14 protein-coding genes are annotated in these 15,802 nt (G+C 69.5%); 4 read left to right on the forward strand and 10 right to left on the reverse strand.

Translation table 11 applies throughout. From position 1 onward, the window contains the following. Positions 1–19 precede the first annotated feature (19 nt). Positions 20–982: a LysR family transcriptional regulator gene (locus ABZ656_RS19970; RefSeq protein WP_101400295.1), complete on the reverse strand. Its 963-nt coding sequence runs from the start codon at positions 980–982 to the stop codon at positions 20–22. Positions 983–1,044: 62 nt separating this feature from the next. Between ABZ656_RS19970 and ABZ656_RS19975 the strand changes: the two genes are divergently transcribed. The 3 genes from ABZ656_RS19975 (at position 1,045) to ABZ656_RS19985 (ending at position 4,696) form a co-directional block, all read left to right on the forward strand. After that, positions 1,045–2,331, forward strand: a complete 1,287-nt coding sequence (locus ABZ656_RS19975) for an MFS transporter (protein ID WP_360269535.1) — start codon at positions 1,045–1,047, stop codon at positions 2,329–2,331. A 96-nt stretch (positions 2,332–2,427) separates the two neighbouring features. Beyond that, positions 2,428–3,591 carry a DNA polymerase III subunit beta gene (dnaN, locus tag ABZ656_RS19980; protein WP_360269537.1) on the forward strand — a complete coding sequence of 388 codons (1,164 nt, stop codon included), beginning with the start codon at positions 2,428–2,430 and terminating at the stop codon, positions 3,589–3,591. A 112-nt stretch (positions 3,592–3,703) separates the two neighbouring features. Beyond that, complete coding sequence (locus ABZ656_RS19985) at positions 3,704–4,696, forward strand: sigma-70 family RNA polymerase sigma factor (RefSeq protein ID WP_101400293.1); 993 nt, start codon at positions 3,704–3,706, stop codon at positions 4,694–4,696. Here ABZ656_RS19985 and ABZ656_RS19990 read toward each other — a convergent pair. Then, positions 4,598–4,984: an STAS domain-containing protein gene (locus ABZ656_RS19990; protein ID WP_101400292.1), complete on the reverse strand. Its 387-nt coding sequence runs from the start codon at positions 4,982–4,984 to the stop codon at positions 4,598–4,600. The genes ABZ656_RS19985 and ABZ656_RS19990 overlap by 99 nt on opposite strands. Positions 4,985–5,129: 145 nt before the next feature. On the opposite strand from ABZ656_RS19990, the gene ABZ656_RS19995 reads away from it, so the two are divergent. Further along, positions 5,130–6,050: an AEC family transporter gene (locus ABZ656_RS19995; RefSeq protein ID WP_101400291.1), complete on the forward strand. Its 921-nt coding sequence runs from the start codon at positions 5,130–5,132 to the stop codon at positions 6,048–6,050. Positions 6,051–6,130: 80 nt separating this feature from the next. Here ABZ656_RS19995 and ABZ656_RS20000 read toward each other — a convergent pair whose 3' ends face one another. The 8 genes from ABZ656_RS20000 to ABZ656_RS20035 form a co-directional block, all read right to left on the reverse strand. Beyond that, on the reverse strand, positions 6,131–6,715 hold the full coding sequence (locus ABZ656_RS20000; protein WP_101403702.1) for a Uma2 family endonuclease: 585 nt from the start codon (positions 6,713–6,715) through the stop codon (positions 6,131–6,133). A gap of 95 nt (positions 6,716–6,810) precedes the next feature. Beyond that, entirely contained in the window at positions 6,811–8,088 is a 1,278-nt protein-coding gene (locus ABZ656_RS20005) for a thymidine phosphorylase (RefSeq protein WP_360269566.1), read from the reverse strand. A 93-nt stretch (positions 8,089–8,181) separates the two neighbouring features. Beyond that, positions 8,182–8,595, reverse strand: a complete 414-nt coding sequence (locus ABZ656_RS20010; RefSeq protein WP_101400289.1) for a cytidine deaminase — start codon at positions 8,593–8,595, stop codon at positions 8,182–8,184. Further along, the gene (locus tag ABZ656_RS20015; RefSeq protein ID WP_101400288.1) at positions 8,592–9,854 is read right to left on the reverse strand and encodes an ABC transporter permease; all 1,263 of its coding nucleotides are present in this window, start codon (positions 9,852–9,854) and stop codon (positions 8,592–8,594) included. Before ABZ656_RS20015 ends, ABZ656_RS20010 begins: the two co-directional genes overlap by 4 nt. Continuing rightward, complete coding sequence (locus tag ABZ656_RS20020) at positions 9,851–10,978, reverse strand: ABC transporter permease (protein WP_101400287.1); 1,128 nt, start codon at positions 10,976–10,978, stop codon at positions 9,851–9,853. The genes ABZ656_RS20015 and ABZ656_RS20020 overlap by 4 nt, the downstream gene beginning before the upstream one ends. Next, entirely contained in the window at positions 10,975–12,636 is a 1,662-nt protein-coding gene (locus ABZ656_RS20025) for an ABC transporter ATP-binding protein (protein ID WP_101400286.1), read from the reverse strand. Before ABZ656_RS20025 ends, ABZ656_RS20020 begins: the two co-directional genes overlap by 4 nt. 259 nt (positions 12,637–12,895) lie before the next feature. Further along, positions 12,896–13,945 carry a BMP family ABC transporter substrate-binding protein gene (locus ABZ656_RS20030; RefSeq protein WP_101400285.1) on the reverse strand — a complete coding sequence of 350 codons (1,050 nt, stop codon included), beginning with the start codon at positions 13,943–13,945 and terminating at the stop codon, positions 12,896–12,898. Positions 13,946–14,370: 425 nt separating this feature from the next. After that, the gene (locus tag ABZ656_RS20035) at positions 14,371–15,438 is read right to left on the reverse strand and encodes a BMP family ABC transporter substrate-binding protein (RefSeq protein WP_101403701.1); all 1,068 of its coding nucleotides are present in this window, start codon (positions 15,436–15,438) and stop codon (positions 14,371–14,373) included. Positions 15,439–15,802 lie beyond the last annotated feature (364 nt).

A 15,802-nucleotide genomic window follows, 5' to 3' on the forward strand; every position in this document is an offset into this window, starting at 1 on the left:
AGCGGGGCGCGTCCGCCCCTCAGTCCGGTAGCAGGTGGCCCCTCCTCGACAGCAGGAACTTCTTGAAGGCCGCCACCGGTGGGGTGTCCGGGTGGCCGTCCAGCCATGCCACCCCGATCTCGCGGACCGCTCTCGGGGCCGTGACCGTCAGTTCGACCACCCCCGGGCGGGGCACGGCCGGTGGTGGCAGGAGGGCTACTCCGAGGCCGGCGGCCACCAGGCCCCGTAGGGTCTCGGCCTCCTCGCCCTCGAAGGCGATCCGGGGCCTGAAGCCGGCCTCCTGGCAGAGGTCGTCGGTGATGCGGCGCATGCCGTAGCCGGGTTCGAGGGTCACGAAGGTCTCGTCTGCGGCCTCGGCGAGGCGGATGCGTTTGCGGGCGGCGAGGCGGTGGTCGGCCGGGACGACGAGCCGGAGCTTCTGCTCGTCGAGGCGACGGCCCACCAGGTCGGGCGCGTCCGGCACCGGCGAGGTGAGGCACAGGTCCAGCTCGCCCGAGCGCAGCCCCTCCAGCATCGCCTCGCCGTAGTTCTGGACGAGGCTGAAGCGGACCCGGGGGTGGTCGGCGCGGAAGGCGCGGATCAGGCCGGGGACGGTCTCCGATCCCATCGTGTGCAGGAAGCCGAACGCGACCTTGCCGGTGGCCGGGTCGGCGTCCGCGCGCACCTCCTCGGCGGCACGCTCGATCTCGGCGAGGGCCCGTTCGACGGAGGAGAGGAACGTACGGCCCGCGGGGGTGAGGGAGACCGTGCGGCCCCGGCGTGCGAACAGATCGACGCCGAGATCCTGTTCGAGCCGGACCATGGCGCGCGAAAGGGTCGACTGGGGGACCTGCATCTCCTGCGCGGCGCGCGTGACGTGCTCCGTGCGGGCGACCCCGGCGAAGTACGCGAGGCGCGGGGCGAGCAACCTCGACATGCCCGCGCTGTCTTCTGTGTCACTGGACGGTGACAGGTGAGCCTGTGACCTTTGCTGATGCACCATGGGAACGATTATGGCGATTCCATGCATTGGACGGATGAGCGGCGGTTCTTTAGTTTCGAAGCATGCCTTCCGCCAGTACCGGGGCGTCCACCACCGTGGGCGCCACCTCCTCCGTCACGTCCTCCACCGCCGTCGACTCCCGTCTCACCCCGGGTGGGCCCGGCTACCGCCGTATGAGCTTCGCGCTCTTCCTCGCGGGTGTGGCGACCTTCGCACTCCTCTACTCCACGCAGGCCCTCCTCCCGCTCGTCTCCACGGACCTCGGGGTCAGCGCGAGCGAGGCGAGCTGGACGGTGTCGGCGGCGACGGGCGGCCTCGCGCTGTTCGTTCTCCCGATGAGCGCGCTGTCGGAGCGGTTCGGACGGCGTACATTGATGACGGCGTCGCTGGCGGTCGCGGTGGCGGTCGGGCTCCTGGTCCCCTTCGCCCCGTCGATCGGCGCGCTGGTCGCGCTGCGGGCGGTGCAGGGCGCGGCCCTGGCGGGGCTTCCGGCCTCCGCGACGGCCTATCTGGCCGAGGAGGTCCGCCCCAAGGCCCTGATCACGGCGATCGGCCTCTTCGTGGCGGGCAACAGCGTCGGCGGCATGAGCGGCCGGGTCATCACCGGCTGGGTCGCGCAGGAGTGGGGCTGGCGGGTGGCCGTCGCCACGATCGGGATCATCGCGGTGGCCTGCGCGGTCGCCTTCCGTCTGCTGCTGCCCGCGCCGAAGCACTTCACGCCCGGCTCGCTGCGCCCGGGGGTACTGGCCCGTACGGTCCGTGACCACCTCGCGAACCCGCTGCTGCGCCGGCTGTACGCGATCGGCGCGCTGTTCATGATGGTCTTCGGCGGGGTCTACACGGTGATCGGCTACCGCCTGACCGAGGCCCCGTTCTCCCTCCCCCAGGGCATCATCGGCTCGATCTTCCTGGTGTATCTGGTCGGTACGGTGTCGGCGTCCACGGCGGGCAGGCTGGTCGCCCGCCTGGGCCGGCGCGGCTCCCTGTACCTGGCGGGCGGCACCACGACCGCCGGCCTGCTCCTCTCCCTGGCCGACTCCCTCCCCCTCGTCCTGCTCGGCCTGGTGCTGATCACCGCGGGCTTCTTCGCGGGCCACGCGGTGGCGTCCTCCTCGGTCAGCCACACCGCCAAGCAGGGCCGCGCCCAGGCCTCGGCCCTCTACCAGTCCGCGTACTACATCGGCTCCAGCGCGGGCAGCACGCTCGGCGCGGTCGCCTTCCACGCGGGCGGGTGGGCCGGGACGGTGACACTCGGACTGTTCGCGGTCCTCGGCGTCGTCACGATCACGCTGCTCGGCTCCCACGCGGCCCGCGCACAGGCCCGCCGCGAGCCTGCCCTGGCGCACTGAACATCCCAGCTCCTACGTTCCCCCTGGTCGGACCCCGTTGTCAGTGGCGGCACCTAGCCTCCACCCGGTCAACTGGCCCGAACAGGGGGATCTTTCATGGAGTTCCGCGTCGGTCGCGACGACCTCGCCGAGGCGGTGGCCTGGGCGGCCCGCACCCTGCCCACCCGCTCGCCGGTACCGGTGCTGGGCGGACTGCTGCTGGAGGCCGGTCCGGGACGGCTCGGCATCTCGGGGTTCGACTTCGAGGCGGCGGCGAGGATCGAGATCGATGCCGAGACGGGGGCGGACGGCCGGATCCTCGTGCTGGGGCGCCGGCTGCTGGACATCTGCCGGGTGCTGCCGCAGGGGCAGGTGAGCTGCGCGCTGGAGGGGACACGGTTCACGGTGGAGGCGGGTGGCACACGGTTCGGTCTGTCGACGCTGCCCAAGGACGAGTACCCGGCACTGCCGGTGCCGCCCGAGCCGCGCGGCACCGTGGACGCCGCCGCGTTCGCGACCGCCGTGGCCCAGGTCGCCGTCGCGGCCGGGCGCGACGACACGCTACCGGTCCTCACCGGCGTACAACTGCGGCTGTCCGGCGAGGAAATGACACTCTCCGCCTCGGACCGCTACCGGTATGCCGTGCGCACCCTGGCCTGGAAACCCGAGGCCCCCCTCGACGGCGTCGTGGAGGCGCTGCTGCCCGCGCGTCGGCTGCACGAGATCGCCCGTTCGCTGGCCCGCTCCGGTGACGTGCGCATCGGGCTCGACCCCGCGGGCGGCGGGATGATCGGCTTCGAGGGTGGGTCCATGCGGACGGCGGTGCGGCTGATGGAGGGGCGGCTGCCGCGGCACGGCTCGCTGTTCTCGGTGTCCGACGCAGCGGTCGCGGAGGTGGAGCGTGAGGCACTGGCGGAGGCCGTACGGCGCGTCGCCGTCGTCGCCGAGGTGAACAGTCCCGTGCGGCTGGACTTCACCGGTGACGGCGAGGGGTCCGTTCTGCTGCGCGCCGGATACGCCGACGACGTGGCCTCGCAGCGGCTGCCGGCGGCGCTGACCGGCACGGCGGAGATCACCGTCGCCTTCAACCCGGCGTATCTGCTGGACGCCCTGAACTCCTTCGAGGAGCCGCGGGTACGGCTGGAGCTGCTGGGGCCGGGGCAGCGGGCGCTGCTGAGCGGGGCCGAATCGTCGGCCGGGGCCAAAGCGGAGGCCGACGCCGGGGCCGAGGCGGGCGGTGCGTACCGACATCTGCTCATGTCCGTGAAGCAATTGGTCTGAGCTGCGCTTTTTCCCACTTCGGGGGCCATTGTCAGTGGGCTGCGGTAGCTTCCGAAGTGCCGGCGCAACGAGGCGACGGTACGACGGGAACAGCCACAGGGGCGGGTTGGCCATGAGCGACGGTACGGCGACGACGACAGATCTGGACGTCCGGCTGGAGAAGCACCGGGTCGAGCTGACCGGGTACTGCTATCGGATGCTCGGCTCCTCCTTCGAGGCGGAGGACGCGGTGCAGGACACGATGGTCCGCGCCTGGCGGAGCTACGACAAGTTCGAGGGCCGTTCGTCGATGCGGTCCTGGCTGTACCGGATCGCCACCAACGTCTGCCTCGACATGCTGAACGCGGGCAACCGGAGGGCTCGTCCGATGGATCTGAGTGGTCCCTCACCCCTGGCTCAGGCGGCGCTCACCCCGCGCCCGGACAACGTCTGGCTGGAGCCGATGCCCGACACGCGTGTGCTGCCCACGATCAGTGACCCGGCCGAGGCCGCGGTGGCCAAGGAGTCGGTGCGCCTCGCCTTCATGGCCGCCCTGCAGCAGCTGCCGCCCAAGCAGCGCGCCGTGCTCATCCTGCGCGAGGTCCTGGCCTGGAAGGCGGCCGAGGTCGCCGAACTGCTCGGGACGACGGTCGCCTCGGTCAACAGCGCGTTGCAGCGGGCCCGCGCGACCCTCGCGGAGAGCGACAGCGCCGAGGCCGCCGTCTCCGACCCGCTAGACGAGGAGCAGCAGAAGCTCCTGGAGCGCTATGTCGCGGCGTTCGAGGGGTACGACATGACGGCCCTGACCGCGCTGCTCCACGAGGACGCGATCATGACGATGCCGCCCTTCGACCTGTGGCTGCGCGGCACGGGCGACATCACCGGTTTCATGACGACCCTCGGTGCCTCCTGCGCGGGTTCGCGCCTGCTGCCGGTCGCGGTCAACGGTCTGCCGGGATTCGCGCACTACAAACCGGATCCGGAGGAGGGCGGCTTCAGTGCCTGGGCGATCCAGGCGCTGGAGATCTCAGACGGCCGCATCACCGGGTTCCACTGCTTCCTGGACACCAAGCGCTGGTTCCCGCTCTTCGGCCTCCCGCTCCAGCTCGAAGCGGAGTCCGACTAGATCGAGAAGCAGGAGAAGGGGTGGGGCCGGGGCGCGCAGGCGGATGCGGCCCCCGGCCCGGCGGGCGGCGAGCTGCATCCTGGCCAGGGCGTCGACGGTGGCCAGGCCGGGTGGACCAAGGCCCGCGACATCGCAGACCACCACCCCGGCACCGGTCGCCGCCAGCCGCGCGCGCACATCGTCACAGAGCCTCGGCACCTGGTCACGGGTGACGGGGCCGGGCAGCACGAGTACGGCGGGTGTCGTGGCGTCCACGGTCAGTAGACCGTCCGGGGGCACGGAACTCATCGCGGAGAGCGGACCCGTTCGAGGCGCGCGCCCGCAAAGGATCACATTGACCTGTACCCCTCCCGCCCCAGAGGGTTGGGTGTATGCCCCATGAATCAGCGCCTTCCGTGATACCCGACGGCCTCCTCCGCTCGAAGGAGGCACCGTGCAAGGGGTGCTGACGGGCTTCGCGGTCATCGCCGTCGTCATCGGGGTCGGTTACGTCATCGGGCGCCGCGGCTATCTCGGGGAGAACGGGCGGGAGGTGCTGACGAAGCTCGCCTTCCACGTGGCCTCCCCCGCGCTGCTGTTCACCACGCTCGCCCGGGCCGACCTGTCGGTGATCTTCTCCAGCCGGCTCCTGGTGACGGCAATGAGCACGGCCGCGGCGGCCGGTGTCTTCGTCGCGATCGGGGCCGTACGCGGCTGGGGCGTGGGCCGGACGACGATCGGCGCGCTCTGCTCCAGTTACGTCAACTCGGGCAACCTCGGTATCCCGATCGCGGTGTACGTGCTGGGGGACGCCTCGCTCGTCGCACCCGTGCTGCTCTTCCAGCAGATCATGGTCACGCCCATCGCGCTCACCGTCCTCGACCTGTCGGGGAAGGGCGAGAAGGGTCCGTTGTGGCAGCGGCTCATCACACCGCTGCGCAATCCCATCGCAGTCGGCTCCCTCGCCGGGGTCGCGGTGTCGGCGACCGGTCTGACGCTGCCGGGCCCGGTCATGGACCCGCTCACGCTGATCGGCAACATGTCGGTGCCCGCGGTGTTGCTGGCGTTCGGCATCTCGCTGTGCGGCAGCACGCTGCCCGGCCGGGGCGCGGACCGGTACCCGGTGCTGCTGTCCGTCGCCCTGAAGTCGGTGGGCCAGCCGCTGGCCGCCGGGGCCCTGGCCGTGGGCCTGTTCGGGCTGCACGGCGCGCCGCTGCTCGACGTCGTGGTCACCTCGGCACTGCCGGCCGCCCAGAACCTCTTCACCTACGCCTCGCGCTACCGGGTCGGCGAGACGCTGGCCCGGGAGTCGATCCTGCTGTCGACGATCCTGTCGGTGCCGGTGCTGGTGGTGATCGCGGCGGTGCTCGGCTGACGGCGGGCCAACCAGCGTTCGACAGGGGTCGGCGCACAGGGGGTCGGCGCACAAAAACCGGGCGCCGACCCTCGGGTACGTCAGTCGACGGGGAACACGCTGGTGTCGAGGGTGAGACCGAAGGGCTCGGGCAGCGTGATCGCGTCGCCGAACTTTCCGGCGCGCAGGACGCGGTAGACGTCGCCTGTGGGTTCGCCGTACAGCGTCACCGTCGGGCCGCCGGTCGCCCATCGGTCGACAAGCAGGTAGAGGGGGATGCCTCCGGCGGCGTAGGCGGCGGGCTTGCTGACGCGGTCATGCGCGGCGTTGGACTTCGAGGTGACTTCGACGACGAGTTCCGCCATGCCTGCAGGGATGTGACTGCTCAGGCCTTCCCCCTCCACCACAGGCGCTACGACCAGGTCGGGGATCAACATGCCCAGCCGGGAGGGCACGGCGACCGCCAGGGTTTGGAAGACCTCCCAGTCTTCGGGAATGACGGAGAGCAGGCGGCGGTGGATTCGCGCTGCGATCACGTTGTGGTGGTATGCGGGAGCGGGTGACACGGTGACGATCCCCTCGATGATCTCCACCTTGCTGCCCTCCGGCCACTCCATCTCCTCCCAGAACCGGACGAGGTCGTCCCAGTTCTGCTCGGGGTCGTGGTCGACGGTGAGTGCGCTCACGGCGGTCTCCAATCGGTGCGTCACCGAGTCCAGCATGCCGAACGGGATCGGTGGACGTCCACCGATCCCGTTCACCCGTACGAGGAAAGCGCAGGTCAGGCGATACGTTCCAGCACGACCGGGGTGGCCTTGAAGTCCGTGCCCGCGGCCGCGATGTCGTAGGAACCCTCGACCGACTCCAGGGCGTACTCGAAGCGCTCGGGGGTGTCGGTGTGCAGGGTCAGCAGGGGCTGGCCCGCGGTGACGGTGTCGCCGGGCTTTGCGTGCAGTTCGACGCCCGCGGCGGCCTGCACCGGGTCCTCCTTGCGGGCGCGCCCCGCGCCCAGGCGCCAGGCGGCGATGCCGATGTCGTAGGCGTCCAGGCGGGTCAGGACGCCGGAGGACGGGGCCGTCACCACGTGCTGCTCGCGGGAGGTGGGCAGCGCGGCGTCCGGGTCACCGCCCTGCGCGGCGATCATGCGGCGCCACACGTCCATCGCCGAACCGTCCGCGAGGGCCTTCGTCGGGTCGGCGTCCTTGATGCCCGCCGCGTCCAGCATCTCGCGCGCCAGGGCGATGGTGAGGTCGACGACGTCGGCCGGACCGCCGCCCGCCAGGACCTCCACCGACTCCCGTACTTCGAGCGCGTTGCCCGCCGTCAGGCCCAGCGGGGTCGACATGTCCGTGAGGAGCGCGACCGTCCTCACTCCGTGGTCGGTGCCCAACCCGACCATCGTGGAGGCGAGTTCGCGGGCGTCCTCGATGGTCTTCATGAAGGCGCCGGTGCCGACCTTCACGTCCAGGACCAGCGAGCCCGTACCCTCCGCGATCTTCTTCGACATGATGGAAGAGGCGATGAGGGGGATCGCCTCCACCGTGCCCGTGACGTCACGGAGCGCGTAGAGCTTCTTGTCCGCCGGGGCCAGGCCGTCGCCCGCGGCGCAGATGACCGCACCGGTCGTGTCGAGGACGTTCAGCATCTCCTCGTTCGACAGCAGGGCGCGCCAGCCGGGGATCGACTCCAGCTTGTCCAGCGTGCCGCCGGTGTGACCGAGGCCGCGTCCGGACAGCTGCGGGACCGCCGCGCCGCACGCGGCGACCAGTGGCGCCAGCGGGAGGGTGATCTTGTCGCCGACGCCGCCCGTGGAGTGCTTGTCGGCGGTCGGGCGGGAGAGGGAGGAGAACTCCATGCGCTCGCCGGAGGCGATCATCGCGGCGGTCCAGCGGGCGATCTCACGGCGGTTCATGCCGTTGAGCAGGATCGCCATGTTGAGGGCGGCCATCTGGTAGTCGGCGACCTCGCCGCGGGTGTACGCGTCGATGACCCAGTCGATCTGCGCGTCGCTGAGCTCGGCGCGGTCCCGCTTGGTGCGGATGACGGAGACGGCGTCCATGGCCATGGCTTTCCTTCCGAAGACTTCCGAAAATCCACGGCCCCTCCCGACCGGTCGTTCATCGTCCGGTTGTCGGGAGGGGCCGCGCAGGCGTTACTTGGTGAGATTCTCCGGCCCGAAGGCCTGCGGCAGCATCTCGGAGAGCGGCAGGATTCCGGCCGGGGTCTCCAGGAGCAGATCGGCCCCGCCGAACTCGTACAGCAGCTGGCGGCAGCGTCCGCACGGGACGAGGATCTCGCCCTGTCCGTCGACGCAGGTGAAGTGCGTCAGCCGACCGCCCCCGGTGTTCAGCAGCTGGGAGACCAGACCGCACTCGGCGCACAGTCCGAGCCCGTACGAGGCGTTCTCGACGTTGCAGCCGGTGACGGTCCGGCCGTCGTCGACGAGGGCCGCGACGCCGACCGGGAAGCCCGAGTAGGGGGCGTAGGCCCGGGACATGGCGTCCCTCGCGAGCTCCCGCAGGGCCTCCCAGTCGACGGCCGTGGACCCGGCACCGACGGACGTCACTTGCCCTGTCCTCTCCGGTACGGCATGCCGTCCGCCTTGGGCATCCGCAGGTGCTGCGCGGACAGCGAGAGCACGAGCAGGGTCACGACGTACGGCGTGGCGCTCACGAACTGCTGCGGGACCTCGTCGGTGGCGAGATACCAGACGAACATCAGCGCCGAGACCACGGCCGTGATGACCGCGGGCACGACCCGCTTCTTCCATGCCAGATAGGCCACGGCGAAGACCAGCAGGATCGCGAGGAGCAGGATCAGCGCGTGCACGTTGGTGCCGCCGCCGCGCAGGTTGAGGCTGTCGGTGTAGCCGAACAGGCCCGCACCGAGGGCGAGGCCGCCCGGCATCCAGTTGCCGAAGATCATCGCGGCGAGACCGATGTATCCGCGGCCGGCCGTCTGGCCGTCCAGGTACACGTTGGACGCGACGATCGACAGGAAGGCACCGCCGAGGCCGGCGAAGCCGCCCGAGATGATCACGGCGATGTACTTGTACTTGTAGACGTTGACGCCGAGGGATTCGGCGGCCACCGGGTTCTCACCGCAGGAGCGCAGGCGCAGGCCGAAGGCCGTGCGCCACAGCACCCACCAGGTGGCGGGGACGAGCGCCACCGCGACGACGGTGAGCGGCGACAGGTCGGTGACCAGTCCGCCGAGCAGACCTGCGATGTCCGAGATCAGGAACCAGTGCTTGCCGTTGAGCGTGGTCAGCCAGCTGGACAGCCCTGGGATGTCGAAGGTGCCGAGCGAGTCGATCGGCGGGGACTGCTTGGAGGAGCCCTGCGGCGCGTTCTCGAAGGTGAACTTGGAGAGGTAGCGGGTGGTGCCGAGCGCCAGGATGTTGATGGCCACACCGGAGACGATGTGGTTGACGTTGAAGGTCACCGTGGCGATGGCGTGCAGGATGCCGCCGAGGCAGCCGCCGATGATGCCGAAGGCGACACCGGTCCACGGCCCCCACTGGTAGCCGGCCCAGGCACCGAACCAGGTGCCGAGGATCATCATGCCTTCGAGGCCGATGTTGACGACGCCCGCGCGCTCGGACCACAGGCCGCCGAGGCCCGCGAGGCCGATCGGCACCGCGAGGCGCAGCGCCGTGGACATCTGTCCGGTCGAGGTGATGCCGTCCGCGCCGGTGATCAGGCGGACGACCGAGGTCAGGACGAGTACACCCGCGATGATCAGCAGGAGCACGGGGAGCGAGAATCGGCGGCTGCCCTTGCCGGGCTGCTGCGCCTGCGGCTTGGCGACGGTCGCGGTGCTCATCGGGCAGCCACCTCCTTCGGGGAGTTGTTGTTGGCGGCGGCCGCGGCCAGTTCCTCACCGACCCGCTTCTGCTGGCGGCGCAGGCCCCAGACACGTACGGCCTCGTACGAGATGACGACCGCGAAGACGATCAGGCCCTGCATGATCGTGGCGATCTCCTTCTCGTACGCCACCGGGGTCGCGTAGTCGAGAGCGGGGGACGCCTTGTCGAGGAAGGCCCACAGGAGTGCGGCGAGCGCGATGCCGCCCGGGTTGTTGCGGCCGAGCAGCGCGATGCCGATGGCGGTGAAGCCGAGGCCGGCCGGGAAGCTCAGGCTGTAGGTGTGGGCGTCACCCAGCAGCAGCGGCAGACCGGAGAAGCCCGCGATCGCGCCGGAGATCAGCATCGCGGTGAGCACCATCTTCTTGGCGTCGACGCCGGAGGCCGCTGCGGCGGTCTCGGAGGCACCGGTGGCGCGCAGGTCGAAGCCGAAGCGGGTGCGGTTGAGGACGAGCCAGTACAGAACGCCCATGAGGACCGCGATGAAGACCATGCCGTAGATCTCGCCGACGTCCGCGCCGAGGTTGATGCCGGGGAACCAGCCGGACTTCTTCATGATGCCGGTCGTGTTGTTGTTGCCGACCTGCACACCCCAGATGTTCTCCGCGGTGAGGTAGCCGATGAGGCTGGTGGCGATCGCGTTGAGCATGATCGTCGCGACGACCTCGCTCACACCGCGGGTGACCTTCAGGACGCCCGCGATACCGGCCCAGAAGGCGCCGGTGAGCACCGCGACGAGCATCAGCACCGGGATCTGCAGGAAGGACGGCAGCGCGAGATGCGCGCCGACCACCGCGGTCATCATCGCGCCGAGGCGGTACTGGCCGTCGACGCCGATGTTGAACAGGTTCATGCGGAAGCCGATGGCCACACCGAGTGCCGCGATGTAGTAGAGCGACGCCTGGTTGATGATCAGGACCTGGGTGTCGGAGTACGTCGCCTGCTGGAGCATCAGGGAGTACGGCTCGAACGGGCTCTTGCCCGAGGCGAGCAGCACGACCGAGGTCAGCGCGATCGCCGCGACGAGCGCGATGACCGGGCCGGCCACCGCGAGGAGCACGCGCTCCTTGTCGAACTTCTTCATCGGGCCTCGTCCTCCGGGGCGGCGCTTTCCGCTACGTGCTCCAGGTGTCCGGAGGCGGCGCCGGTCATGGCCGAGCCGAGTTCCTCCGGGGTGACGGTCGCCGGGTCGGCGTCCGCCACGAGCCTGCCGTTGTAGATCACCCGCAGGGTGTCCGACAGGCCGATCAGCTCGTCCAGGTCGGCCGAGATCAGCAGCACGGCCAGGCCCTCACGGCGGGCCTCGCGGATCTGGTCCCAGATCGCGGCCTGCGCGCCGACGTCCACACCGCGGGTGGGGTGGGCGGCGATCAGGAAGCGCGGCTTGTGGCTCATCTCGCGGCCGACGATCAGCTTCTGCTGGTTGCCGCCGGAGAGCGAGGCGGCGGTGACGTCGATGCCGGGGGTGCGGACGTCGTACTCCTTGACGATCCGCTTGGTGTCCTCCTGGGCGCCCTTGATGTCGAGCCAGAAGCCCTTCGCGTTCGGGGCCTCGGTGACATGGCCGAGGATGCGGTTCTCCCAGAGCGGGGCCTCCAGCAGCAGGCCGTGACGGTGGCGGTCCTCGGGGATGTACCCGATGCCCTTCTCACGGCGCTTGCGGGTGGCCCACCCCGTGATCTCCTCGCCGAGGAAGCTGATGGCTCCGGAGTCCGCGTGCTTGAGGCCGATCAGCGCGTCGATGAGCTCGGTCTGGCCGTTGCCCTCGACACCGGCGATGCCCATCACCTCACCCGCGTGGATGGTGAAGGTGACGTCGTCGAGGACGCGCCGCACTGTGGCGGCGGTCTCGGCGGTGTCCTCGGTGAGCAGACCGGCGCCGGTCGGCTCGGCGAGCTCGCCGAGGGAGGGGGCACCGCTGGCGAAGACCGTGAGGCCCGTCACCTGGATGACCGGCTTGTCCGTGACGGTGGACTCGGCGGTCTCCGGGGTCGGGAGCTCGCTGCCGACCATCATCTCGGCGAGCTGGCGGGGGGTCGTCTCGGCGGGGACGGCCGTGCCGACCGTCGTACCGCGCCGGATGACGGTGATCTCGTCGGCGACCGAGAGGACCTCGCCCAGCTTGTGCGAGATGAAGATGACGGCCAGGCCCTCGGACTTGAGCTCGCGCAGGTTGTCGAAGAGTGCGTCCACCTCCTGCGGCACCAGTACGGCGGTGGGCTCGTCCAGGATCAGGGTGCGGGCGCCGCGGTAGAGGACCTTGAGAATCTCCACGCGCTGGCGCTCGGCGACACCGAGGCCCTCGACCAGGACGTCCGGGCGGACGTTCAGCCCGTACCGGTCGGAGATCTCCTTGATCTTCTTACGGGCGCCCCCGCCGATGCCGTACAGCTTCTCGCTGCCCAGGACCACGTTCTCCAGGACGGTGAGGTTGTCGGCGAGCATGAAGTGCTGGTGGACCATGCCGATGCCGCGCACGATGGCGTCGGCGGGGTTGTGGAAGGTGACCTGCTCACCGTCGACGGTGATCGTGCCCTCGTCCGGCTTCTGCATGCCGTAGAGGATCTTCATCAGCGTCGACTTGCCGGCACCGTTCTCGCCGACCAGGGCGTGGACCGTGCCCTTGCGGACCGTCAGGTGGATGTCATGGTTGGCCACCACACCGGGGAAACGCTTGGTGATCCCCGCCAGCTCGACCGCGGTCGACTGCGCGGTGAGCGGAGGGCTGCTGGACGCGTCGATGGCGCACTCTCCTTGGAAAAGGGGCCTATCTACGCGCGTAGCGCCCCTGCTTTGAATTGCACTCGGACGGACCGGGTTCTTTTCGGACTGCTTTCGGTCCGATCCGATCCGAGCATTCTGCCGCGCGAACGGGGCACGGGAAGGTCATCCTCCCCACGCCCCGTTCCGTGGCCGTAACGCTGCCATTACAGCGTTGCCATGGCCATGGTTTCGACGTCTGGTGATGACGTCGTGACCTGGGCCGGGATCAGGGCTCGGGTCAGGAGGTCTTGACCGTGATCGAGCCGTCCTTGATACCCGCCTCGGCCTTCTTCAGCGCGGCCTGCAGGTCGGCGTTGTTCTTGAACGCCGGGTTCGAGTCGGCGAGGCCGACACCGCCGGTGGCGAGGCTGGCGCGGACGACGCCGGTCTCGGGCTTGCCGTCCGCCACGGACTTCGCGAGGTTGTAGACCGCCCCGGCGACGTCCTTGGTGGCCGAAGTCAGGATGTAGTCCTTGTACTTGGCCAGCGCGTCCTGCTTGTACTGGTCGGAGTCGACGCCGATGGCCCACACCTTGTGCGAGGCGGCGGACTGGATGACGCCCTGACCCGACAGACCCGCGGCGGCGTAGATCACGTCCGCGCCCGCCTCGATCTGACCCTCGGCCGCGTCCTTGCCCTTGTCGGGGCTGGAGAAGCCGCCCTCCTGGGGCGTCTGGGTCAGGTACTGCTTCTCGATCTTGATCTTCGGGTTGACCGACTGGGCGCCCTGGACGTACCCGGCCTCGAACTTGTGGATCAGCGGGATGTCCACGCCACCGACGAAGCCGATGTGGTCCTTCTTGGTGGCCTTCGCCGCCGCGACACCGGCGAGGTAGGAGGCCTGCTCCTCGTGGAAGACCATGTCGGCGACGTTCGCGGCCTTGTCCTGCTCGTCGTCGATGATGCCGAAGGTGATCTTCGGGTACTTCGCCGCGACCTCCTTGACGGCCGGCGCGTACACGAAGCCGACGCCGATCACCGGGTTGTAGCCGGACTTGGCGAGCTGCTCCAGGCGCTGCACCTTGTCGGCGTCGGACTCGCCGTCCTGCGGCTCGATGTCCCGGCCGCCGATCTTGAGGTCTTTCTCGGCCTTCTGGAAACCGGCGAACGCGGCGTCGTTGAAGGACTGGTCACCCTTGCCGCCGATGTCGTACGCAAGGCCTATGCCCTTGGTCTTGGCCGAGCCGCCACTCGAGGCTTCGGTGGACGAGCCGCCACAGGCGGAGAGAGCAACGGCGAGGGATGCGGTCGCAACGCCCGCAACCGCGATTCGGGACACCCGGCGCATGAACGTGACTCCTTTGTGCAGGCGCCCAAACCAGGCGCTGATTCCGCCGCAGCGTAACGCGCGTAGACATAGCAGAGAACCCACGTCGCCAGAGTGTTATCCGACCGTTTTGAACCCTCGGGGAACAATCGCCGAACACCGAAGGCGCACCTGGGGCTTCCACTCGGCAAAGCCACCCGGCCCCGGACCCGACGTCGACGTATGCGATGCCATGCACCAGACCATGGTACTTTGCGAGATTCTGCCCAGTTTTGATCTTTTCGGCGGACTCCCACCGGGTATCGGCGTTGTTCTGTCGGGCACCGTGTTCCGGCGTCGAGGTGTTCACCGACGACCCCGCATGACCGCATGCATGAGGGAGCCCCCCGGCCCGTACAACGGGCCGGGGGGCTCCCTCACCGGTGATCAGTCGCGACAGGCACGACTCACTGGGTCGTCTTGACCGTGACCTTGCCGTCGATGATGTCCTGCTTGGCCTTGTCGACCGCAGCGACGACGTCCTTCATGGCCTTGTACTTCGGGTTGGAGTCGGCGAAGCCGACGCCGCCCGACTTCAGGTCACCGCGCACGACACCGCTCAGCGGCTTGCCGTCGACGACGGACTTGGCCAGGTCGTACACCGCGCCGCCGACGTTCTTCAGGGCCGAGCCGAGGATCCAGTCCTTGTACTTGGCCAGGGAGCTCTGCGCGTACTGGTCGGAGTCGACGCCGATGGCCCACACCTTCTTGGAGGCGGCCTCGGAGATCACGCCCTGACCGGACAGGCCGGCCGCGTGGTAGAGCACGTCGGCGCCCTTCTCGATCTGGCCGGCCGCCGCGTCCTTGCCCTTGTCGGGGCTGGCGAAGCCACCCTCCTGGGGCGTCTGGGTCAGGTACTGCGACTCGATCTTGATGCTCGGGTTGACCGACTTCGCGCCCTGGTCGAAGCCCGCCTCGAACTTGTGGATGAGCGGAATGTCCACGCCACCGATGAAGCCGATGTGGTTCTTCTTGGTGGCCTTCGCCGCCGCGACACCCGCGAGGTAGGACGACTGCTCCTCGTGGAAGACCAGGTCGGCTATGTTCGCCGCCTTGTCCTGCTCGTCGTCGATGATGCCGAAGGTCACCTTCGGGTACTTCGCCGCGACCTCCTTGACGGCCGGCGCGTACACGAAGCCGACGCCGATCACCGGGTTGTAGCCGGACTTGGCGAGCTGCTCCAGGCGCTGCACCTTGTCGGCGTCGGACTCGCCGTCCTGCGGCTCGATGTCCCGGCCGCCGATCTTGAACTCGGTCTCGGCCTTCTGGAAACCGGCGAACGCGGCGTCGTTGAAGGACTGGTCACCCTTGCCGCCGATGTCGTACGCGAGACCGATGCCCTTCCCGGTGTAGCCCGACGAGCTCTTCTTGGAGTCGCTGCTCGTGTCGGTGCTCGACTTGCCACAACCGACCGCCGCGAGGGCGATGACCGAGACGGCCACCGCTGCTTGGGAGAACCTGGTCCTCCGAGACATCAGACGCACAGCAAGCACCCTTCATCCCCACGGCCGTCGCCGGTCCGCTTCCCCAACACGCCGCCGACGCAGCGATTTCGGCGCACAGTAACGCGCGTAGAAGGGGAGGGGAACGGTGTTTCTCCTGGCCGTTATCGAACCGTGCCGCCACCGGGTTACGTTTGCGCGCCACCCGTTACGACGGGGTCACGCAAGCGGACAAAGGGGTGCCGACCGGGGCATCGGGCGGACCGGCGGACCGGTACCCCCACGTCATGTGTGCGCCGTCTCCGAGTGAGCCTCTCGCGTTCGTGGGACCGCGTCCAGGGCCTGTCCGGCGGATCACGCCGGACAGGCCCTGGGCCCTACAGGTCGTACAGGGCCT

This window comes from Streptomyces sp. NPDC007095 (assembly GCF_040634475.1).
Classification (GTDB): Bacteria; Actinomycetota; Actinomycetes; order Streptomycetales; family Streptomycetaceae; genus Streptomyces.

Coding starts and splice junctions, on each gene's coding strand:
- ABZ656_RS19970 (WP_101400295.1), bottom strand. CDS start 982: ATGGTGCATCAGCAAAGGTCACAGGCTCACCTGTCACCGTCCAGTGAC.
- ABZ656_RS19975 (WP_360269535.1), top strand. CDS start 1,045: ATGCCTTCCGCCAGTACCGGGGCGTCCACCACCGTGGGCGCCACCTCC.
- dnaN (WP_360269537.1), top strand. CDS start 2,428: ATGGAGTTCCGCGTCGGTCGCGACGACCTCGCCGAGGCGGTGGCCTGG.
- ABZ656_RS19985 (WP_101400293.1), top strand. CDS start 3,704: ATGAGCGACGGTACGGCGACGACGACAGATCTGGACGTCCGGCTGGAG.
- ABZ656_RS19990 (WP_101400292.1), bottom strand. CDS start 4,984: ATGAGTTCCGTGCCCCCGGACGGTCTACTGACCGTGGACGCCACGACA.
- ABZ656_RS20005 (WP_360269566.1), bottom strand. CDS start 8,088: ATGGACGCCGTCTCCGTCATCCGCACCAAGCGGGACCGCGCCGAGCTC.
- ABZ656_RS20015 (WP_101400288.1), bottom strand. CDS start 9,854: ATGAGCACCGCGACCGTCGCCAAGCCGCAGGCGCAGCAGCCCGGCAAG.
- ABZ656_RS20020 (WP_101400287.1), bottom strand. CDS start 10,978: ATGAAGAAGTTCGACAAGGAGCGCGTGCTCCTCGCGGTGGCCGGCCCG.
- ABZ656_RS20030 (WP_101400285.1), bottom strand. CDS start 13,945: ATGCGCCGGGTGTCCCGAATCGCGGTTGCGGGCGTTGCGACCGCATCC.
- ABZ656_RS20035 (WP_101403701.1), bottom strand. CDS start 15,438: ATGTCTCGGAGGACCAGGTTCTCCCAAGCAGCGGTGGCCGTCTCGGTC.